Origin of the sequence: Pseudomonas sp. RGM 3321 (assembly GCF_022836805.1) — a bacterium.
Classification (GTDB): domain Bacteria; phylum Pseudomonadota; class Gammaproteobacteria; order Pseudomonadales; family Pseudomonadaceae; genus Aquipseudomonas.
The window spans coordinates 225925-250386 of sequence record NZ_JALHBH010000120.1; the positions used below are offsets into that span (position 1 = coordinate 225925).

Genomic DNA, 24462 nt, shown 5'->3' on the forward strand with positions numbered 1-24462 from the left:
TCATTGCGTTTCTCCCACGCCAATTGCCAATCCGTCGTACCACCAGGCCGCCAGACTGTATACGTCTGGTGCCTTGAGGACGCTGAAGTGATTACCCGGTCCCTGCCATAGCGTCAGCTGCGGCATCAGGTGTTGCCACCCTGTTGCAGATGACGCCTGCTCAAGTTGATTGTCCAGAGCATCCAGCTGCGGATCATCCACCAGTACCAGGCTGGCCCTGCCACTGTAGCCTCCGGGCTCTGGCCGATAGACAATCCTTATGGCGCGGGCAAACGTACGAACAATTCCTCGCAGTGCCTGTGCTGCCAGGCGCGGTGGCAACAACCCGACGCGCACCATGGCCTGTTGCAGCAGGTGCAGTTGAGTGTCTCCATCGCTGTCGGCGAACACTTGAGGGTCGATTTCCAGGCTTCTGCCAGCGGACAACTGCAACGCTTCGATCAGCCTCTCCAACACTGCCGTGGCGGTATAGGGCTTGCAACGCAGGCCGTCACCACCAGGCGCTTCGCTGTCGATCAGGGTGAGTGAGACAACCTCACGACCACGGGCCTGAAGCTTGACGGCCATGGCATGCGCCGCCCAGCCACCAAAGGAATGCCCGACCAGATGCAATGGGCCGTATGGATACATTGCTTCGATAGCTTGCACATGGCTCTGCGCTGCCGCTTCCACCCTGCTGTGCGGAGCACTGCGACCATCAAGACCGCGCGGCTGCAGGCCGTAGATAGGCCTGTCCGGCCCCAGCGCTTCGGCCAGCCCGATGAAACTGGTGACGCTGTCACCGGCACCCGGCACGCAGAACATTGGCGCATGCCCATCCCGCCCGCTCTGGATGGCCAGCAGCGATTGATAAGCCTGTGTCGACGGCGGTGTATCGGGTACTCCATGCAACGCCGCACTGATACTCCGACCGAGTGTGTCCACGTGAGGCGCCTGCATCATTGTCATGTGATCCCCAGGCACGCTGACACAACGCAACTGGCCTTTTGGCAGGACTTCGCCCCAGCCCAGTGTAGGACTGGTGCCTGTCGGTGCCATTGGACGCTGCTCTGCGCAGAACAGGTGGATTGGCAAACCGAGCGGTTCCAGCTGGTAATGCGCCAGGGCGTGACCGTGCGCCACTTCCCGGTCCAGGTAGTGATGCAATTGTTGATCGCTGGCCTGCGCCAGTTCCTCGTACAGCAGCTCCTCGTCGCGGCAAAGTTTCACTAGGGTTTCAAAGTCCGGCAGGGTCGCCTGTCCACTCAACGAGGTCAGGCGCGCCAATGCAGCAGCACCCGCCCCGCCCTGAGTTTTCCAGTGCGCGATGCAGTGCGACAGCAATTGCCGCTCAAGCAGGTCAGGTCCTTGCCAACGCGCCTTGCCCTGATCAGTCAGGCGCGGCACGTAGCTGTCGATCAGGCCAAGGAATGCAACGGGCTCGTCCATACCGAGCAGTTGAGTTGCCACTTCATAGGCCAGAACCCCGCCAAACGACCAGCCTGCCAGCCGGTAAGGACCGCGTGGCTGGACCTGCCGAATACGTTCCACCAGCCGCGCTGCCAGGCATTCCATGGTGCGCAATTGCTGCTGGCCCAGGCCAACCCCCGGCAAGCCATAGATCGGGAAGTCGCCCTGCAGGTGTTGTCCGAGGACCGGAAAGTAAGCGTCCAGACCGGTGAAGTCATGAATCAGGAACAGAGGCGGTTCGCTGCCACCTGCCCGTACCGTGACGACCTCCTGAGCTTCGACCGAGGGTGCTGGACGCTGGTCGAGCAATCCGGCCAGCGCTGCGATGCTCGGATGCTGGAACAACTCGGCCAGGGACAGTGACAAGCCTGCTTTTTGTAGCAGGCTGACCAGACGGATCGCCGACAGCGAATGGCCACCCAGCTCAAAGAAACTGTCGTGTCTGCCGATCCGGCCCACTTCCAGAACGTCGGCCCACAGCAGCGCCAGGCGCTCCTCCAATGCCGTGGTCGGCGCTTGATAAGCAAGGTTCGCCAGCACGGCCATGTCCGGGGCTGGCAAGGCCTTGCGGTCGACCTTGCCATTCTGGGTCAACGGCAGTGCATCCAGACCGACAAAGACCGCAGGCACCATGTATTCCGGCAATTGCCCTAACAGGTGCGCTCTCAATGCAGCACTGTCGAGCGCAGCGTCGCGACGAGTGAAGTAGCCCACCAGGCGCAACGAGCCACTTTCCAGATGTTGCGTAGTCACAACGGCTTCGCCAACGCCCGGGCATTGCGCAAGGTGCTGTTCGATCTCGCCCAGCTCGATGCGCACCCCACGGATTTTGACCTGATCGTCGTTGCGGCCCAGGTATTCAAGGGTCCCGTCAGCCAGCCAGCGCACCAGGTCGCCGGAGCGGTACATTCTGGCCTCGCTGCTGTCGCTGAAAGGATCATCAAGGAAGCGCTCGGCGGTCAGGTCCGGGCGGTTCAGATAGCCACGTGCTACGCCTTTGCCGCCGATATACAACTCGCCGGGCACCCCGAGCGGCACTGGCTCGCCCTGCGAATCCAATACATAAAGCCGCGCATGAGAAACAGGCTTGCCGATGTGCAAGACCTTGCCCGGCTCCATCAGGCCGGAGCTGGCAACCACCGTAGTTTCAGTCGGGCCGTAGTTGTTGACCACCGCGAAACCAGGGTTCCGATTGAAGTGACGCAAACGGTCGCCACCAATCAACAAGGTTTTAAGGGTCGGGTGACGCAGCTCGCGGCTGAACGCATATTCGGCTACCGGTGTCGGCAGAAACGCGACTTGCAGAGGCCGCGCCAGCCACCAGTCGAGCAACACATCAAGCTGTTCGTTGCCAATCTCCGCAGGCGGCAGATGCAACACTGCACCGGCACACAACGCAGGCCATACTTCCCAGGCCATGGCGTCGAAACCAAACCCGGCCACGCTGGCGGTATGACTGCCCGCACGCAGATCGAATGCCTGACAGTGCCAGTCCACCAGATTGTTCAGCGTTCGATGCTCGACCATCACACCTTTGGGCAGCCCGGTGGACCCCGAGGTGTAAATCACGTAAGCCAGGTGACGCGTGGTCATATCCGGAACATGCGGGTTGTCGGTGCGTTGCGACCTGTCCGGGCGATCTAGAACAACCACCGGTACAGCCAGACTGGGCAGACGCGCCAGCAGGCCGGACTGAGCCAGCACCACCACAGGCGCGCTGTCTTCGAGCAGGTAGCCGATTCGCTCGTCCGGATGTGCCGGATCGACCGGCACATAGCTCGCCCCGGCTTTCAATACCGCCAGCAAGCCGGTGAGTGTTTCAAGCCCGCGCCGCGCCACTACCGCCACACGGTCATCCGGGCGTACGCCCAAGCCGATAAGGTGATGGGCCAGTGTGTTGGCACGACCATTGAGCTCTGCATAGCTCAAGCGCTGGTCACCTGCCTGAGCAGCCACAGCGTTCGGCTGATCAAGCGCCTGTTGCTCAATACGTTGATGAATGGTCAGCGGGTTCTCTGGGCTGAGCGCTTGGGCATTGAAGCCATCGAACAGTTCGTTTCGTTCAGCGCCCGGCAGAATGTTCAGCGACTGAACCGGCGCGGTAAGTTTTTGCTCAAGGGCAATGACCAGGTTCTCTACGGCGCAGGAAAGGTACGCGCAGACGCGCCGGGCATCGATGCCCGTCGTGGTCAGCGCCGACAGGTCGAACGCCTCGCCCAGGTCATCGACGCTGAGCGTCAACGGGTAGCTGCTGCGCTCACCAGCCTGTAACAGTTCGATCCCATGCCAGGCTTTTTCGGCAGCCTCGTCGTGCTCTCCGGGCGCAGTGCTGTGGCGGTAGTTCAACAACGCGCTGAACAACGGCGCGCCCGCAGGCAAGGCGCTGCAACGCTGGGCAATTGCCAGCGAGGCATGCTCATGGGCAAGCAATCCGGTCAGACTCAGGTGGGTCTGCAAAACCGCGTCGCGTGCAGTCTGACCGGAGAGGTCAATCCGCAGCGGCAAGGTGTTGATGAACACCCCGAGCGTGCGCTCTGCCCCCTCGGTGCCGTTCAGGCGACCGAGCAGTACGGTGCCGAACACCACTTTGTCACGTCCGCACAACCGGCCCAATACCTGAGCCCAGGCCAGATGCATCAGGCTGGCAGGGCTGACTCCCAGTTGCCGTACTTGATCGCGCAGCCGCTGGCTCAGCGCCGCATCCAGGCGCAGCCTGGCGACACTCGGAACATCCGGCCCCGGCAGCGAAGTCTGGCCATACGCCAGGGTGGGTTCGTCCAGGTCACCCAATTGCTCGCGGAAGAACGTTTCATGCGCTTGCTCACCCGCCCACAGCAAGGTCTGCGCGATGTAATTGCGGTAAGGCACTGGCGCGGGCAGTTGCGCCTGCTGATCCAGCAGTACTGCCTGCAATTCCCGGCTCAGCAGGTCGAGGGCTACGTGGTCCATGATCAGGTGATGGAACAGCAATACCGCGACGATACGCTGGTTGTCCGGGTCGTCGGCGTGCACCAGACGCAGCAGCGGTGCACGGACAAGGTCCAGCGGTTCGGGAGCGGACAGTGCCGCCAGCGGCAATTCGATCACCGGCAGGTCGGCATGACGCCATACCACTTGCACAGGTGTTTCCAGGCCTTCCCAGCACAGCGAAGTACGCAGCACGTCGTTACGCGCGATGACCTGCTGCAGCGCCTGGCAAAATGCATCCAGCCGTGAGCGGTCGGCAAACGCAAAGCGCGCTTGCAGGCGATAAGGGTCATCCTCACCGGCTGACAGGTAATGATAGAAAATACCTGCCTGCAAAGGCCCCAGCGGGTAAATGTCCTGAACATTGGGTGCACCACCGGTAACGCTGGCAACGACGCGATCAATGCCTGCCTGATCCAGCTTCATCAAGGGCAACAGGTCCGGGGTGATCGACGTGCAATCCGTACCGATCAGATTGGCCGGAACCTTCACCTGACTGCCGTTACCGATGGCGCGAGCCAGGGCCGCCAGGGTTGGCTGGGCAAACAACACGCGAATATCTGCGTCCATGCCGCGACGACGCATGCGAGCGATCAGGGTGACAGCGAGTAGCGAATGGCCGCCTAGTTCGAAGAAGTGATCGTTGCGCCCTACCTGCTCGACCTACAGCAAATCGCTCCAGATCTCGGCAACGGCTATTTCCAGTTCACCTTGCGGCGGCTCGTATTCACGCCCCGGCAGAGCGTCGCGGTCCGGCACGGGCAAGGCTCGGCGATCCACCTTGCCATTGGCGGTCAACGGCCAGGCATCAAGGCGCACAAAGGCGCTCGGCACCATATAGCCTGGCAGACGGGCCAGCATCTCGGCACGCAGTCCGGCGACCTCAATGGCGGAGGCAGCGGCGTGTTCGATGAAGTACGCCACCAGACGTGGTTGCCCAGGCTCGTCTTCGCGGGCCAGAACCAGCGATTCTTCGATACCCGGCAAGGCCGCCAACTGCGCCTCGATTTCGCCCAGCTCGATACGCACGCCACGAATCTTCACCTGATCATCGTTACGGCCCAGATAATCCAGCGTGCCATCGGCATTCCAGCGCGCCAGATCGCCAGTGCGGTACATGCGCGCTTGCGGCTGCCCACTGAACGGGTCGCTCAGGAAGCGCTCGGCAGTCAGTTGCGGCTGGTTCAGATAACCACGCGCCACGCCTTCGCCGCCTATGTACAACTCGCCGGCAACGCCCAATGGCACCAGTTGCTGCTGGTCGTCGAGCAGGTACACGCGGGTATTGGCGATCGGTGTGCCGATATCCAGGCGGCCATCCGGCAGCAGGCGACCCGAGGTGGCTACCACCGTAGCCTCGGTCGGACCGTAGTTATTGATGACGGCAAAGCCCGGATCACGGTGGAACTGACGCAGACGGTCGCCGCCGATCAACAGCGTGCGCAGGGTCGGATGATGCAGTTCGCGACTGAATGCATATTCGGCCACCGGGGTCGGCAGAAACGCCACTTGCAGCGGTTGGGCCAGCCACCAGTCAAGCAGCGCGTCGAGCTGCTCGTTACCGATATTTGCAGGCGGAAGGTGCAACGTTGCACCGGCACACAATGCCGGCCAGATTTCCCAGGCCATTGCGTCAAAGCCGAAACCGGCAACGCTGGCAGTGTGGCTGCCTGCGTGCAGATCGAATGCCTGGCAATGCCAATGCACCAGGTTGGCCAGGGTGCCATGCTCGACCATCACGCCTTTCGGTTGCCCGGTCGAGCCCGAGGTGTAGATGACATAAGCCAGTTCGCGGGACGTCAGCCCCGCCACCAGCGGATTATCCGCCTGCGCCGACCACTCGGGTCGATCAAGCGCAATCACCGGCACCGCCAACGCTGGCAGACGCGCGATGAAGGTCTGTTGAGCAAGTATCACCACCGGTGCGCTGTCGGTCAGCAGGTAGCCAAGGCGCTCATCGGGATGCGCCGGATCCACCGGCACATAGCAGGCACCGGCCTTGAGCACTGCCAGCAGGCTCACCAGCGTGTCCAGCCCGCGGCGCGCAACCACCGCCACCCGATCATCCGGGCGCACGCCAAGGCTGATCAGATAGTGGGCAAGGCTGTTGGCCTGGCGGTTCAACTCTGCGTAGCTCAGTGACTGTTCGCCAACCCGGGCAGCGACTGCTTCAGGCAGACGTGCGGCCTGAGCTTCGATCAGGCCATGAACGGCCTGGCCTTGCGGGAAACTCACCGCGCTGGCATTGAGGCTTTCAAGCAGATACTCACGTTCCTGGGGACCCACCAGCGGGATATCACCCAGCACCGCGTTTTCGTTATTCACCAGCGCGCGCAGCACCTGTTCGAAATAACCGTAATAGCGCTGCACCGTGGGTTCATCGAACAGCGCCGTTGCGTATTCAAGCGTGCCAAACAGCGCGTCACCCTGCTCACCGAGGTTCAACGACAGATCAAACTTGCAGACCTGACTCCCCTGCTCGACCACGCTCAGCGACAGGCCGTCCATGTCCGGTAATGAGGTTTCACCGGCCAGCCAGTTGAGCGTGGTCTGGAACAACGGGGAGTGAGCCAGGCTGCGGGTCGGTCGGACAATTTCCACCACTTGCTCGAATGGCAGGTCCTGATGATCCTGAGCCTCCAGTACCCGCTCCCTGACCTTTGCCAGCAATGCATTACCGGTCAGCGCCGAGGCTGTATCGATGCGTACGGCCAGGGTGTTGACGAACAGCCCGATCAGCCCTTCCAGCTCCGCACGACCGCGTCCTGCAATCGGGCTGCCGACCACCACTTCGGCCTGACCGGAAAGACGCGCCAGCAATGCGCCCCATGCGGTCAGCAAGGTCATGTACAGCGTGACGCCTTGCCTTTGCGCCAGCGCTCGCAAGCCTGCCGTCAGTGGCCCCTCCAGCCGCACGTTCAGGCTGGCGCCGGCGAAGTCCTGCTGCGCCGGGCGGGGCCGGTCGGCAGGCAGCGTCAGTAGCGTCGGTGCGCCTTCCAGCGTTTGTCGCCAATAGGCTGCCTGATGTTGCAGGCGCTCGCCGCTCATCCAGCCCTGCTGCCATACCGCATAGTCGGCGTATTGAATAGCCAAAGCTGGCAGGGGGTCGTCCTTGCCTTGATGCAATGCCGGATACAACGCGAGCAGTTCGCGAGTCAGCACGCCCAGCGACCAACCGTCGGCGACGATGTGGTGCACCGTCAGCAACAATACATGCTGTTCGTCTTCCACCTGTATCAGGCAGCTACGAATCAGCGGCCCATGCGTCAGATCGAACGCTGAGGTGGCCTCTACAGCAACACGTTCGGCCAGTGTTTCCGGCGTTTGACGCAGATCTTCAACATGCAGGACCGGCATGGCCGCAGGCGCAGTAAACACCACCTCTGCGCCCTCTTCGCAGGCGATGAACCGGCTGCGCAGGGTTTCGTGGCGCTCGACAATCCGCGATACCGCAGCGGTCAGCGCAGCAACATCCAGCAAGCCCCGTATGCGCAGGGCCAGCGGGATGTTGTACGCCTCATTGCCACCCTCCATCTGCGCCAGGAACCACAAGCGCTGCTGGGCGAACGACAGCGGTAACGACTGATCACGCGGTGCAGGCAGGATCAACGACAGTTCACTGCGCCCGGCACCGGCCAGCGCACTGGCGACGGCGGCCAGCTCGCCCAGCGCGAAGAGTTCGCCCAGTGGCAACTCCATGCCCATCTGTTGACGCACCTGCGACACCATGCGCATGGCCAGCAAGGAATGCCCGCCCAGATCGAAAAAGTGATCGTGGCGGCCTACCTGTTCAATCTGTAGAACTTCAGCCCAGATCTGCGCCAGAGCCACTTCAATCTCACCCTGCGGTGGCTCGTATGCCAGCCCCAGCAGCGCAGAGTGATCCGGTTTGGGCAGTGCACGGCTGTCGAGCTTGCCGTTGGCAGTCAGCGGCAGCGCGGTCAGCTCTATATAGGCTCCCGGAACCATGTATTCAGGCAGGCTGGCCTGCAGATGAGCACGCATTTGCTCCGGCCCAGGGGCATCGGCCCCCTGTTGGCTGGTGAAATAGGCAACCAGACGTACATTGCCCGGCTCGTCCTCACGAGCCAGAACAACGGCATCTCTGACCCCCGGCAACTGGTGCAGACAATTGACAATTTCGCCCAGCTCAATACGGAAGCCACGGATTTTCACTTGATCGTCGTTGCGTCCCAGGCATTCCAGTTGGCCGTCATCCAGCCAGCGACCCAGATCGCCGGTGCGGTACAGCATGGCACCAGGCTGATCGCTGAACGGGTCGGCAATAAACTTCTCGTCAGTCAGATCCTGGCGGTTCAGATACCCCAGCGCCACACCGTCGCCACCGATGTAAAGCTCGCCGATAGCTCCCAGCGGTGTCAGGCGCTGATGAGCGTCGAGCACGTAAACACTGGTGTTGCCGATGGGTCGGCCGATGGGCACGTACTCGGCCTCATCGGCCAGCGTTCGTACTTGGCAGGCAGTGGCGAAGGTGGTTGTCTCGGTGGGACCGTAAGCGTTCAGCAGGTGCAGACCCGGGGCCTGGGCAAGCAGTTTGCGGAAGCTGGCCGGGTCTGCGCGCTCTCCGCCTGAAAGCAGCAGGCGCAGGCCCCCAAGTGCCTCTGGAATCAGTTGCACGTATTGGTTGAACAGCGCGGTGGTCAAAAACAGCACGCTGACATTGCCCTGACGCAGGGCCGAGCTGAAACGCATCGGGTCAATCAGCGTGGTGTGCTCGATCACCAACAACTGCCCGCCGTTGAGCAACGCACCCCAGACTTCCATGGTGCTTGCATCGAACGCCGGGTTGGAGGCAAAAGCGATGCTGTCCTGCTCATTGAAATCGGCATAACCGTTGTTCAACACCAGTCGGGTGATACCGCGATGGGCGACACGTACGCCTTTTGGCGCACCCGTCGAACCGGAGGTATACATGACGTAAGCCGCTGTGTCAGAGGCCTGTGGCAGGCCCGGATCATGCGCAGGCTGATCGTCGAGAGTCAGGCGGTCCAGATCGATACGCCGCACGGATGAGGCAGTCGACATGGCGCTCTGCGTCAACACGTATTTCGCCAGGCAGTCATCGAGCATGTAATTCTGCCGCTCGGCAGGCGCGTTGACGTCCAGTGGTACGTAGGTCGCTGCACATTTACCGATCGCCAACTGGCTGATCACCAGTTCCAGCGAGCGAGGCAGCAGAATCGCCACATGCTCATTGGGCTTCACACCTTGCCCCAGCAGGTAATGGGCCAAGTGGTTGGCACGTTCGTTCAGCTCCCCATAAGTCAGCGAACGGCGGCCATGCACGGCAGCCACTGCATGCGGATGCAGCGCAGCACGGCGCTCAAACAGGCGATGCACGAGCTGCTCGCGGGGGTATTCACGACGGGTGTTGTTGAACGAGGCCGACAACAGCGCGTGCTCAGCCTCCGGCAGCACCGATGATTCGATCAAAGCCGTTTCCGATTGCTGCTCCAGTGCCTGCACCAAATGGACAAGGGCTTGTTGCACATAAGCGCAAATCCGTTGCGGATCAATACCCGGCGCAGTCTGGGCAGTCAGGCTGAAAGCATCGCCGAAGTCATCGATACACAGGGTCAGCGGGTAGTTGCTGCGCTCTTCTGCATGCACGACCTCAATCCCTTGCCATGCAGCGTTGCTTGCGTGGTCATCGACCTCAGGCACAGCGCTGTGGCGGTAGTTGAGAAGCGTATTGAACAGCGGCGCGCCTGCCGGCAAGGCGCTGCATCGCTGGGCCAGTGCCAACTGAGCATGCTCGTGGGTCAGCATGCCGACCAGACGAGCGTGCAGGTCGAGCACCGCACTGCGCGCGCAATGCCCGCCAAGGTCCATGCACAGCGGCAAGGTGTTGATGAACACACCCAAGGCCCGCTCGCCGCCTTCGCCACCGCGCAACCGTCCAAGCAGTACGGTGCCGAATACCACGCTGTCGCGCCCGGACAACTGCCCCAGGACCTGAGCCCAGGCCAGGTGCATCAAAGTAGCGGCGCTGACACTCAGTTGCCTTGCCTGATCACGAACCTGATGGCACAGGTCGATGTCCAGTGTGAGTCGGGCCTCGCCAGGAATCTGATCTGCCGATGCCATTGCCAGACCATAAGGCAGGGTCGGCTCATCGACATCGCCCAACTGCTCGCGGAAGAACGCTTCATGAGCCTCGTCGCCAGGCCCTTGCAGGACGTGGGCGATGTAATTTCGGTACGGCACGGGCGCTGCGAGCGAAGCTTCGTTGCCCAGCAGTACGGCCTGCAATTCATGGCTCAGTACATCAAGGGCAATATGGTCCATGATCACATGGTGGTAACGCAGAACCGCCGCAATCCTGTGGTTGGCGGGGTCATGGGCATAGACCAGATGCAGCAGCGGAGCCTGAGTAAGGTCCATGCGTGGGGCATTGAAAAGGTCGTGCAACGCTGTCTCTTGAACGTGCATGGGAGCCTGACGCCAGACCACCTGCACCGGGGTTTGCAAACCTTCCCAGAACAACGCGGTGCGCAGCATATCGTTGCGTTCGATCACCCGCTGCAATGCATCGCAGAAAGCGTCCAGCCGCGATACATCGGCGAACGCGAACTGCGGCTGCAACAGGTAGGGATCGCTGTCTCCGGCGGTCAGGTGGTGGTAAAGAATGCCTGTCTGCAAGGGGCCCAGCGGATAAATATCCTGCACATTGGCAGCACCGCCCGGCACCTTCGCAACGATACGGTCGATGGCTGGCTGATCCAGCGCTACCAATGGCAGCAGTTCCGGTGTAATGCGCTGGCAGTGCGCATCGATCAGGTTGGCCGGCACTTTGACTTCAGTGTCGCGACCGACGGCGTCAGCCAGCGCTGCCAGTGTTGGCTGAACAAACAGAACACGAATGTCAGCACGCATGTCCAGACGACGCATACGCGCAATCAGGGTCACGGCGAGCAATGAGTGGCCGCCCAGTTCAAAGAAGTTATCCTGACGCCCAACCTGCTCCACATGCAGCAATTCGGCCCAGAGGCTGGCCAGGGCGATTTCGATCGTACCCTGCGGCGCTTCATAGGCACGACTGGCGATACTGTCGCGATCCGGTGCCGGCAAACTTTTGCGGTCCAGTTTGCCGTTCGCCGTCACTGGCAGGCTGGCCAGCCTTACAAAAGCCGCAGGCACCATGTATTCGGGCAGTAGCCCCGACAGCCATGCACGCAACTGCTCGATATCCAGCCCGGTTTTATCTTCACCGCAGGTGTAATAGCCAACCAGTCGTTTGTCGCCCGGCACATCCTCGCGTGCCACTACCACAGCGTCGATGACATCCGGATGATCGTTCAGGCGAGACGCGATCTCACCCAGCTCAATACGGAAACCGCGAATCTTGACCTGTTCGTCGTTACGGCCCATGTATTCCAGGCTACCGTCGGCCATCCACCGTCCAAGGTCGCCGGTACGGTACATGCGCGCATCCGGTGCATGGCTGAACGGGTTGTCGAGGAAACGTTCGGCCGTTAGCGCTTCACGTTTCAGATAACCCCGCGCCACACCGGCGCCGCCAACATACAGTTCGCCGACCACACCTACCGGCACCGGCTCGCCGCGGGCGTCGAGGACATACATCTGCAAATCGGGAATACGCTTGCCGATAGGACTGGCACCGACACGCATGGCGTCTTCGGGCTGCAACGGGTAATAGGTCACATGCACCGTGGTTTCGGTGATGCCGTACATGTTCACCAGCTGTGTTGCGGCGTTCACGTTGCGGGCATACCACGGCTTGAGCATCGCTGTTTCCAGTGCTTCACCTCCGAAAATCACCCGACGTAGCGAGTGCACCTGCGCCTGCTCGCCCTGGGCAGCAATCAATTGCCGGAACGCGCTCGGCGTCTGGTTGAGCACCGTTACCCCGGCACTGCACAGCAGGTTGTAGAAGTCTTCCGGCGAGCGGCTGACCAGTTGCGGCACGATCAACAAACGTCCGCCGTGCAGCAATGCGCCCCAGATTTCCCAGACCGAGAAGTCGAAGGCGAACGAGTGGAAAAGCGCCCAGACATCCTGTTCGTTGAAACCGAACCAGTCTTCGGTTGCCGAAAACAGTCGTGCAACGTTGCGGTGCTCGATCATCACACCCTTGGGCTGACCGGTTGAGCCCGACGTGTAGATGATATAAGCCAGGCTTGTGGGCTTTACCGGCACCTGCGGATTAGAGGCGGACTCCTCCTGCAAATCGGTATCGTCGAGACTGATTACCGGCACGTCTGACACCGGCAAGGCGTGCTGCACTGACCGCTGACTCAACAACGCCACTGGCGCGCTGTCGCCGAGGGTGTAGGCCAGACGTTCAAGTGGGTAAGCCGGGTCCAGCGGCACATAGGCGCCACCGGCCTTGAGAATGCCCAGCAGGCCCGCGATCATTTGCAGGCTGCGCTGCGTGCAGATGGCAACACGGTCATCCACACTGATGCCCATGCCGATCAGGCGATGTGCAATTTTATTGGCCTGGGCGTTGAGTGTCGCGTAGCTCCAGGATGTATCTTCGAACGTCACGGCAATCGCATCCGGCGTGCGCTGCACTTGTGCTTCAAACTGGCTGTGCAGGGTCAGCCCCTGCGGGTAAACCGCAGCGGGTGCATTGAAACCTTCGGTCAACTGCCGACGCTCGCTACGCGACAAGAGCGGAATGTGGTTCACGACCGTCTGCCTGTCGGCGACCATGCCGCGCACTATCGCCTCCAGATAACCCAGATAGCGTTCGATGGTGCTGCGGTCAAACAGCGCTGTCGCATATTCCACGATGCAGCGGAAACCATCGGCGCTGTCGCCGACGCTCAGCGCCAGGTCGAATTTTGCGAAAGCGGCCTGCTCTTCCAGCGGTTCCAGGTGCATGTCGCCCAGTTGCAAATCCAGACCCTGGCTGCCGTCCCAGGTCAGTGATGCCTGGAACAAAGGGCTATGCGAAAGACTGCGAGGCGGTCGCAAGCGCTCCACCACCTGCTCGAAAGGCAGGTCCTGATGGTCCTGCGCTGCCACAACGCGGGCCTTGATGCGGGCCAGCAGCATCACAGCATCCGGCTCGCCCGAGGTATCGACACGCACGGCCAGGGTATTGACGAACAGACCGATCAGGCCTTCGATTTCGGCATGGCGGCGGTTGGCAACCGGCATGCCGACGACGACTTCCTCCTGTCCGGACAAGCGCGCCAGCAATGCGGCCCAGGCACCCATGAACAGCATGAACGGTGTCACCGACTGCTTCTGGCAGAAAGCTCTGAGGTCGCTGCTCAGGCGCGGATCGAGATCCAGCGTGACACTGGCACCCGTATAATCCTGATGCGCAGGCCGTGGACGGTCAGTGGGCAAGGTCAGCAATACCGGCGCACCCGCCAGTGCCTGCTGCCAGTAATCGCCCTGATGGCTCAACCGTTCGGCGTCCAGCCAGTTACGTTGCCACACTGCGTAATCGCCATATTGCAGCGTCAGCGCAGGCAGCGGATCATCCTGGCCATGACTGAACGCCTGATAAAGCGCGGTGAGTTCACGGGTCAGAACACCCAGCGACCAGCCATCGGCAACGATGTGGTGTACGGTCAGCAGCAAAACGTGACGGTCTTCAGCCAGGCACAGCAAGCGACCGCGAATCGGCAGATCGCGGTGCAGATCGAAGGGCTGTGCTGCCTCTTCCTTTGCTACCGCCTGTAAGGCCGCCGCGTCCTGGCGACGCAAATCCTGCCAGCCAATATCGGGCACTACCGTGGCGGACGCCGCCTGCACCCAGGCCTTGTCGTCTTCCTGGCTGAATTGGCTGCGCAGGCTGTCGTGTCGGGCCACAATGCGCTCAAGCGCACGCTTCAAGGCACGGCTGTCCAGCGGGCCGCTCAGTTTCAGGCCCAATGAGATGTTGTAGGCGCTGTTGGCATCTTCCATTTGCGCCATGAACCAGATGCGCTGCTGAGCAGAAGACAGCGGAACCGGGCCGGTGCGTGGCTGCACGTCAATGGCAGGCAACTGGCTGCGCGCGGCAGCCGTCAGGCATTGCGCCACCGCGATCAGCGAGCTATCGGCAAACAGGTCGCCAAGGGCGAGCTCAAGTGACAGACGCTGGCGCACCTGAGAAACCATGCGCATGGCCAACAGCGAATGGCCACCCAGATCAAAGAACCGGTCATGACGCCCTACCCGCTCGACCTGCAGCAATTCGCTCCAGATGAGGGCCAGTGCGTTCTCCAGATCACCTTGCGGTGCCTGGTATTCACCGGTCGACAGCGCGGCTCGGTCGGGTATCGGTAATGCACGACGGTCGACCTTGCCGTTGGCCGTCAGTGGCCAGCTTTCAAGCCGTACCAATGCGCCGGGCACCATATACCCCGGAAGGCGGGCCAGCAGTGCGGTACGCAATTGCTCTACTGTGGTGGCGGGAGCGTCTGCACGTTCAGTGAAGTAACCCACCAGCCGTGGTTGCCCCGGCTCATCTTCGCGAGCCAGTACCAGCGCTTCCTCGATGCCTGGCAATTGGCCGAGCTGGCTTTCTATTTCACCCAGTTCAATGCGCACGCCACGAATTTTCACCTGGTCGTCGTTACGGCCCAGGTACTCCAGCGTGCCATCTGCGTTCCAGCGCGCCAGGTCGCCGGTACGGTACATGCGCGCCTGTGGTTGTCCGGAGAAAGGGTCGTGCAGAAAGCGCTCAGCAGTCAGTTGCGGCTGATTCAGGTAACCGCGAGCGACACTGTCGCCGCCAATGTACAGCTCGCCTGCCACACCCAGCGGGACCAGTTGCTGGTGGTTATCCAGCAAATAAACCGAGGTATTGGCGATGGGCTTGCCGATGTCCAGGCTGCCATTGGGGAACAGGCGGCCTGAGGTGGCGACCACAGTGGTCTCGGTCGGGCCGTAGTTGTTGATCACTGCGAAGCCCGGATCGCGATGGAACTGGCGCAGACGGTCGCCGCCGATCAGCAGCGTGCGCAGGGTCGGGTGACGCAGGTTGCGACTGAAGGCGTACTCGGCAACAGGCGTGGGTAGAAATGCGACCTGCAACGGTTGGTTCAACCACCAGTCAAGCAGCGCATCGAGCTGTTCATTGCCGATCTCGGCAGGCGGCAGGCGCAATGTCGCCCCGGCGCACAAGGCTGGCCAGACTTCCCAGGCCATGGCGTCGAAACCAAAACCCGCCACACTGGCGGTGTGACTGCCCGCGCGCAGATCGAAGGCGGCGCGGTGCCAGTCGACTAGATTATTCAGCGTCCGGTGCTCGACCATCACGCCTTTGGGCTGACCGGTCGAGCCCGAGGTGTAGATCACGTAGGCGAGATGAGTCGAATTGAGCCCGTCGATGTGCGGGTTGCCTGGCTGTTGCGGCCAGTTCGCCAGGTCAAGGTCGATCAGCGGTGCTTCCAGCCCTTGCAACCCTGAAACCCCTTTGAGGCGTTCCACAAACGCCTGTTGCGTCAACACCGCAACCGGTGCGCTGTCAGTCAGCAAATAAGCGATACGCTCATCCGGATGCGCCGGGTCAACCGGTACGTAGCCCGCCCCGGCCTTGAGCACGGCCAGTAAGCCGACCAGCGTCTCCAGACTGCGTCGTGCAACCACGGCAACGCGATCGTCGGGCTGTACGCCGATGCCGATCAAGTGCTGGGCGAGCGCATTGGCGTGCGCGTTCAGTTCGCTGTAACTGAGGCATTGCTCGCCCACTTGCGCGGCGATCGCGTCAGGCTGTTGCTCTGCCAGGTGTTCGATGCGCTGGTGAATCGTCAGCCGGCGTTCATAGTCGGCATGTCTGTCGTTGAAGCCGAGCAGAAGCTGCGCTCGCTCGCTGGCGGGCACGATATCAAGCTGATCGACGGGCATCTGCGGCGTCTGCTCCAGCGCATCGAGCACACTTTCCATGGTCCATTGCATGTAAGCGCAAATGCTTTGCGCACTGATACCTGCGGTGGTTTGTGCAGTAAAGCCAAACGCTTCGCCCAGATCATCGACGCTCAGTACCAGCGGGTAGTTGCTGCGCTCCTGAGCATGCAGCACCTCAATGCCCTGCCATGTTTCACCGGAAGCCTGCGCTGGTGAACTGTGGCGATAGTTGAGCAAGGCGTTGAACAACGGCGTCGGCGCTTGCACCCCGCTGCAGCGCTGAGCCAGTGCCAGTGGTGCGTGTTCATGGCGCATCAGTGCGGTCAGACGCTGGTGAGTTGCCCGTACTGCGGCTTGCACGCCTTGATCGTCCAGATCGAGACGCAGCGGCAAGGTGTTGATGAAGATACCCAGCGCTCGCTCCGTGGCCTCGGCACCCAGCAAGCGCCCCATCAGCACAGTGCCGAAGACAACCCGCGATTGTCCGGCAAGGCCTGCCAGCACCCGTGCCCAGCCCAGGTGAAACAGGCTGGCGACGCTTACTCCCATGGTCCGCGCCTGAGCGCGCAAGCGCTGGCACAGCAGCAGATCAAGCGTGACACTGTGCTCTTCGAGCTCATCGCCGTCACCGCTCAAATCCTGCAGGCTGTACGCCAGGGTTGGTTCGTCGAGGTCGCCGAGCATGTCGCGGAAGAACGCTTCATGCTGTTCTTCGCTAACGCCCAGCAACGCCTGCCCGACGTAGTTACGGAACGGTACCGGTACACCCAGCAGCCCGGCCTGCCCCGACAGGCACGCCTGTATTTCATGACGCACCACTTCAAGCGCACTGTGGTCCATGGCGATATGGTGGAACAGCAGCGTCGCCTGCACGCCCTGACCTTGCGCCGGCTCATGGCAGACCAGACGCATCAGCGGTGCCTGGCCCAGCACCATGGTCATGCCTGCGGCGGTCGGCAAGGTATCGACCTTGAGTTCAGCGTGACGCCAGACCACTTGCACCGGGGTTTCCAGACCGTTCCAGTGCACTGAGGTGCGCAGAATGTCATGCCGGTTGATGACGGTTTGCAGCGCCTGGGCGAATGCCTTCAGACGCGCCTGATCAGAAAAGGCGAATTGCACCTGCATCACATACGGGTCGCCCTGAGTGGCGGTAACGTGATGGTACAAAATGCCTTGCTGCAGCGGAGCCAGCGGGTAGATGTCCTGCACATTGGCGGCACCTCCCGGTATTGCGTCCAGCAGTTGGTCGATGGTTGCCTGATCAAGCTCCACCAGCGTCAGCATCTGCGCAGTGATTTGCTCACAGCCCTGAGGGATGCCATTGGCGGGCAACGTCAGTGCGCCGCGTTTGCTGTTCTGGTAGTCGCCTTGTTCGATGAGTTCTATCAGCGCCGGCTTGTGCTCACGCAGGTGCTCCAGCAGACCGTTTTCGGTCAATGCACGGCGGTTACCCTGCACCACCAGTTGTCCGTCCTTGACCGTCAGGTGAATATCGTGAGCTTTAAGTGCCGCCAATAGTTCGTTGATGCTCACAGTATTATCTCCATGCTCTCTGTGATGGCTGCATAGCCTGCCAGCGTAGGTTGTTCGAACAGCGCCCGGACATCGGCCTCGATGCCTTCCTGGCGCAGGCGCGCAGTCAGGTTCACCGCCAGCAGCGAGTGGCCGCCCAGTTCGAAAAAGTTGTCGTGTCGTCCGACTTGCCCGACTCCGAGCAGCTCGCTCCAGAGCCTGGCGAGCAAGGCTTCGGTTTCGCCTTGCGGTGCTTCATAAGGGCGGGTCAGTAGCGCATCGCCGCCCGGCGCAGGCAGAGCCTTGCGGTCCAGCTTGCCATTGGGGCTCAGCGGCATGGCGTCCAGCTGCACGAACAGTGCTGGCACCATGTAATCCGGCAACTGCGCACGCAGCACCTCACGCAGTGTCTCGACCGCCAGTGGCGTGCCGGTGTAATAGGCCACCAGCCGCTGGCCGCCCGGCTGCTCGTCGCGAACCAGCACGACGGCCTGATCAATCCCTGGATGACGGGTCAGGCAGGCTTGAATATCGCCAGGCTCGATACGCAGCCCGTGGATTTTCACCTGATCGTCATTGCGGCCGAGAAACTCGAGGTTGCCATCCGCTCGCTGACGCACCAGATCGCCACTGCGATACAGCCGGTCGCCCGCCACGAATGGGCTGTCGATAAAGCGTTCGGCGTCAGCTTGCGGCAGGTTCAGATAACCACGGGTTACCCCTGCACCACCGATATGCAACTGACCGATAACACCCAAGGGCACGGGCTGGTCATAGGCATCCAGTACATACAATCGCGTGTTACTGATCGGGCGACCGATAGGCAAAGCACTTTCCGGCACGGCCTGGTCAGGTTCCAGTGTCCAGACACTGCAATCCACCGTGGTTTCGGTCGGGCCATAAACGTTGTGCAGGCGTGCCTGCGGCAGTCGCTTGCGTAACTGCTCGGACAGGGCGATGGTCAGCTCGCCACCGCCGCAGACGATGTCGGTCAGGCTGACGCACTGGCTGCTTTGCGGCAGATCGAGAAACTGCTGCAACAGCACCGGAACAAACTGCACCACGCTGACCTGACGTTCCTGAATCAACTGCGCCAGATACGCAGGATCGCGCTGACCGTCAGGGCGGGCCAGCACCAGCGGGATGCCGCTGCTCAGCGGCCAGAAAATCTCCCAGACCGAGGCGTCAAAGCTGATCGGCGTCTTTTGCAACAATGCGCTGGCCGCTGTGGGTGGGCACAATCGCGAACTCCACTGCACCAGATTGCCGACGTTACGATGCTCGACCATCACCCCTTTGGGCGTGCCGGTGGAGCCCGAGGTGTAAATCACATACGCCAGATGATTGGGCATCAGGCCGGGGACACGCGGGTTATCACCGCGCTGCATGTCCCAGGTCGAGCTGTCCAGGTCGACCCGCAGGGTGTGTTCATCGTCGAGCAGATTGCGCGTGCCTGCATGCACCAGCAAAGCCACCGGCGCACTGTCCTTGACCATGTATTGCAGGCGCTCGCGCGGGTAGCCCGGGTCAAGCGGCACATACGCGCCACCGGCCTTGAGAATAGCCAACAGGCCAACGACCATCGACAGGCCGCGCTCGACACAGATCGCTACGCGATCATCGGGCCGTACGCCCAGATCGATCAGGTGATGGGCCAGACAGTTGGCCTGTTCGTTGAGCTGTCGATAGGTCAGTTGCGAACGCCCGGCGCGCAGGGCAACAGCCTGCGGCGTGCGCACTGCCTGCGCCTCGAACAAACCTTGCAGGGTTTGTTGAAGATCGTGATGAACCGTCGTAGCGTTGAAGTCGACCAGCGAGCGCTGGCGCTCGTCGGCGTTCAGCACAGAAAGATGCTGCACAGGCAGATCCGGCTGGCATTCAAGCGCATCAACGATGCCTGTCAACGCCTGTTGCACATAACCACAGATACGTTGCGCACCCACCTGAGGTGGCACGGTGACACTCAGGCGCAGGCTATCGCCCAGGTCATCGACGTTGAGGCTCAACGGATAGTTGGTGTGCTTCTCGCTGGCCAGAATCTCCAGACCACGCCACGCGTCGAGCTGCGCATCCTGACGGGCCTGGCCTGCGGCGTGTCTATAGTTGAGAATCGCACTGAACAACGGCAAGGGCGCGGCCACCCCGCTCCAGCGCTGGGCCTGAGCCAGAGACGCATGTTCGTGACCCAGCAGCGCCGCAAGCCGGGCGTGAGTAGCGCGTGCACATTCACGTATACCGACGTTACCCAGATCAATTCGCAGCGGCAGTGTGTTGATGAACATGCCCATGCCGCGGTCGGCACCCGCACCGCCCTGCAAACGACCCAGCAGGACAGTGCCGAATACCACCCGGTCAGTGCCGGTGGCCGCAGCCAGAACGCGCGCCCATGCCAGGTGAAGCAGGCTGGCGACACTGACACCGAGTTGCCGCGCCTGACCGCGCAGACGTTGTAACAGCGCGTCAGGCAGCACCTGCTGCGCTTGTTCGAAGGAGCGGCCGTCACCCTGCACGTCGCGCAGATCGAATGGCAGCGTCGGCGCGTCGATATCGCCCAGTTGCTCGCGGAAGTAAGCTTCGTGCTCCGCTTCGCTGACGCCCAGACGCGCCTGCGCCACATAGTTGCGATAAGGCACGGCGGGCTGCATTGGACCGGGCTCGCCGCGCAGATGGGCGAGCATTTCCTCACGCATGACCTCAAGCGCAGTGGCGTCCACCACGATGTGATGGAACATCAGCGTTGCTGAAAGGCCAGAGCCCGTCTCGTCCGGGCAATAGGCCAGGCGAATCAGCGGCGCGCAGCTCAGGCTCAAGCGTGCCGAGCCTGCGGGCGCATCGATTTGCGCTGGCGATACACGCTCGACAAGCAGATCAGCCTGACGCCAGACGACCTGTAGCGGCGTGTCGAGTCCTTCCCAGACGATTGCAGTGCGCAGGCTGTCATGCCGGGCAATGACCTTGCGCAGCGCGTCGGCCACCGCCGCCAGGCGCTCCGGGCTGTCGACGTTGATGCGCAATTGCAGCAAGTACGGGTCGCCCTGCCCGGCGGTCAGGTGGTGATAAAGAATGCCTTCCTGCAACGGTGCCAGCGGGTAGATCTCCTGCACGTTGGCCGCGCCGCCAGGCACCGTGGCGACTATACGCTCGATGGTCGTCTGATCGAGCTGTGTCAGGCTGAGCAGATCCGGCGTGATGTGTGTGCAACCGGCTGGAACGCGGTTGGCAGGCGCAGAAATTTCACGACCTTTGCCTACCGATGCGGCCAGAGCGGCAACGGTCGGCTGGCCGATCAACACCCGTACATCGACGCTGAGGCCCGCATTGCGCAGGCGCTCGACCAGGCTGACCGCCAACAGCGAATGACCGCCCAGTTCAAAGAAGTTGTCGTGCCGTCCGACTTTCTCCAGACCCAGCACCTGCGCCCAGAGACTGGCCATGATGGTCTCTGTTTCGCCTTGCGGTGCCTCGTAGGCCTGCCCGCTCAGTTCTTCCAGTTCAGGGTCCGGCAAGGCACGGCGATCCAGCTTGCCATGACTGGTCAAGGGCAGCGTATCCAGGCGTGTAAAGGCCAGCGGCACCATGTGCGCGGGAAGGCGCGCGCGCAGCGCTTCACGCAGGACATCGGGAGTGACGGATGAGTTTTCGTTAAACCAGGCCAGCAAACGTTCGCCGCGCACCAGCACCACGGCATCCTGGACCTGCGCCTGACTGGCCAGGGTCGCCTCGATTTCGCCGAGTTCGATACGCATGCCGCGAATTTTCACCTGATCATCGTTGCGCCCCAGGTAATCCAGACTGCCATCGGCGTTCCAGCGCACCAGGTCGCCGCTGCGATACATACGTGCCTGCGCCTTGTCGCTGAACGGGTCGGCAATAAAACGCTCTTCGGTCATCTGCGGCCGGTTCAGATAGCCCCGTGCTACACCTGCTCCGCCGATATACAGCTCACCGATCACACCCACCGGTACGGGCTGTAACTGCCCGTCCAGTACGTAAACACGGGTATTGGCAATCGGACCGCCGATGTGCAGCGCACCGCCCGGTTTTACCACGCCAGAAGTGGCCACCACGGTGGTTTCGGTCGGGCCATAGTTGTTGATCACGGTGAACCCCGGGTCGCAGTCAAACTGACGCAAACGGTCGCCGCCTATCAGCAGCGTGCGCAGCGTCGGATGCTGACGAGGGCGTCTGAATGCCTGTTCAGCCACCGGAGTCGGCAGGAAACTGACATGAAGTGGCTGCTCCAACCACCAGTCGAGCAACTCATCCACGTGTTCGTTGCCGACCTGTGCCGGTGGCAAATGCAGCACGGCACCGGCACACAATGCGGGCCACACTTCCCAGGCCATCGCGTCAAACCCGAAACCTGCCACGCTCACCGTATGACTGCCAGCCTGCAGATCAAACGCCTGGCAATGCCAGTGCACCAGGTTGACCAGCGTGCAATGTTCAACCATAACGCCTTTGGGCTGGCCGGTTGAACCGGAGGTGTAGATGACGTAAGCCAGATTATGCTCATCAAAGCCCGCTACCGACGGGTTGCTGGCGCACGCCTCAAGCCAGTTAATCTGCTCGATGTTCAACTGCGTTGCATCGCCCGCCAGATCGCGCGTCGAGTCTTCGGTCAGGACCACGCGAGGTGCGCTGTCCTCCAGCAGGTAAGCAATTCGCTCCGCCGGGTAGACCGGATCTACCGGCACGTACGCAGCACCGGCCTTGAGTACCGCCAGCATGGCGACCAGCCGCTGCGGGCCACGGTGCAGGCACAACGCGACCCGCTCATCTGCTGTGACACCCAGGCCGATCAGATGGTGAGCCAGGCGATTGGCTCGCTCGTTCAGCTCTGCGTAGGTCAGGACGTTGCCGCCCTGAATCACCGCAGGACTGTCGGGGCGGCTGGCTGCCTGCGCTTCGATCAGCTCATTCACTGTGCAATGCTGCGCAAAGCCCTGATCGCTGTCGTTGAAATCGAGGAGCAAATGGCTGCGCTCTGCGGCGTCGAGAATCGAAACGTTTTCCAGCTTCAGTGGCTGCGCCTCTTCCAGCGTCTCCAGCAAATGCGCCAGCGTGTTGAGCACCCAGCCAGCGATGCGCTCGGCACCCATGCCTTGCAGCGCCAGCACATGCAGGTCGAAACCTTCGCCCAGATCGTCCACGCTGAGCGTCAATGGGTAGTTGCTGCGCACATCGCCGCCGAGCACCCGCACGCCTTGCCAGAGACCTTCACCGTCCTGTGGCTTTACGTCAGCACTGTGGCGGTAATTGAGCAGTGCGCTGAACAGCGGCGAACCTGATGCAACGGCACTGCAGCCTTGAGCGAGCACCAGCGAAGCCTGTTCATGAGCGATCAGTGCAGACAGCTTCGAATGGACGGCTTTGACGGCCGCCCGAGTGGTCAGCGCCGTATCGACCCGCAGTGGCAGGGTATTGATGAATACGCCGAGCGCCTGATCAGCTCCCTCGCCACTCATGCGCCCCAACAATACTGTGCCGAACACCACGTCCCGACGGTTGGCAAGCACCCCGAGGACCCGCGCCCATGCAAGATGCATCAGGCTTGCAGCGCTCACACCGAGTTGCCGCGCCTGTTCGCGCAGTCGCAGGGCAAGGGCGTGGTCAAGTGACCGTCGATCCTCCTCGATACCACTGCCGTCGGCACGCACGTCCTGTATGCCAAACGGCAAGGTCGGCTCTTCGACATCACCAAGCATTTCACTGAAAAACGCGCTGTGACCGGCCTCATCGCTGGCCAACCGTACTTGCGCTACATAGTTGCGATAAGGCACCGGCGTCCTGAGGTCAGAGCGCTGGCCGAACAGCAGCGCCTGCATCTCGCGGCTGACAATTTCCATCGCGGTGTTATCAAGAACCAGATGATGAAACAGCAAAATGGCGACTGTTTCTCCGCTTGCCGGCTCATGGGCATGCACCAGACGCATCAACGGTGCCTGTGACAGGTCCAGTCGATGGTGCCGGGCGTCAAAGCGCCTTTGCAGGCGGTCGATGATCGCCATTTCTGTCTCTTCGGCATCGAACTCGATAGCCTGCACGGTCAGTTCAGCGTTGCGCCAGACCACTTGTTGCGGACTTTCCTGCCCCTCCCAGGCCACTGAGGTGCGCAGAATGTCGTGCCGGTCGATAACGTGCTGCAACGCATCGGCCCACGCGCACAGACGCTGCGGCGTGTCGAACGCCAGACGCCATTGCAACAGGTACGGATCGCCCTGCTCGGCGGTCAGATGGTGATAAAGAATGCCTTCCTGCAACGGTGCCAGCGGGTAGATTTCCTGCACGTTGGCAGCGCCGCCCGGCACGCTGGCGACAATCCGATCAATGGCCGATTGTTCAAGCGAGACCAGGCTCAACATTTGCGGTGTGATCCGGGTACACCCTGGCGGGATAAGGTTTGCCGGTGCCTTGAATGCCTGAGCATCGTTTTGCCAAGCGGCCAGAGCAGCCAGTGTCGGCTGGCTGAGCAGCGCATGCACATCTGCCGTCAGCTCCGCCTTGCGCAATTGCTCGACCAGGTTCACGGCGAGCAAGGAGTGACCGCCCAATTCGAAAAAGTTATCGTGCCGCCCTACCCGCTCCACACCCAGGACTTGCGCCCAGATGGCCGCCATGGCGATTTCCACCTCGCTCTGAGGGGCCTCGTAAGCTTGACCCAGCAGGTACGCCGGGTCCGGGTCAGGCAGCGCG

At 61.7% G+C, this 24462-nt stretch carries 1 protein-coding gene and 1 pseudogene (1 of these 2 only partly in view); both read right to left on the minus strand.

The features are described from left to right. Positions 1-17787: pseudogene (locus RGM3321_RS24715) on the minus strand (amino acid adenylation domain-containing protein). After that, positions 17784-24462, minus strand: partial view of a non-ribosomal peptide synthetase gene (locus tag RGM3321_RS24720; RefSeq protein ID WP_244395222.1) — the 3' portion only. The gene runs 2819 nt beyond the window's last position; 6679 of the gene's 9498 nt are visible here — the last part of the coding sequence; its start codon lies beyond the right edge, outside the window; it ends in the stop codon at positions 17784-17786. The pseudogene RGM3321_RS24715 and the gene RGM3321_RS24720 overlap by 4 nt, the downstream one beginning before the upstream one ends.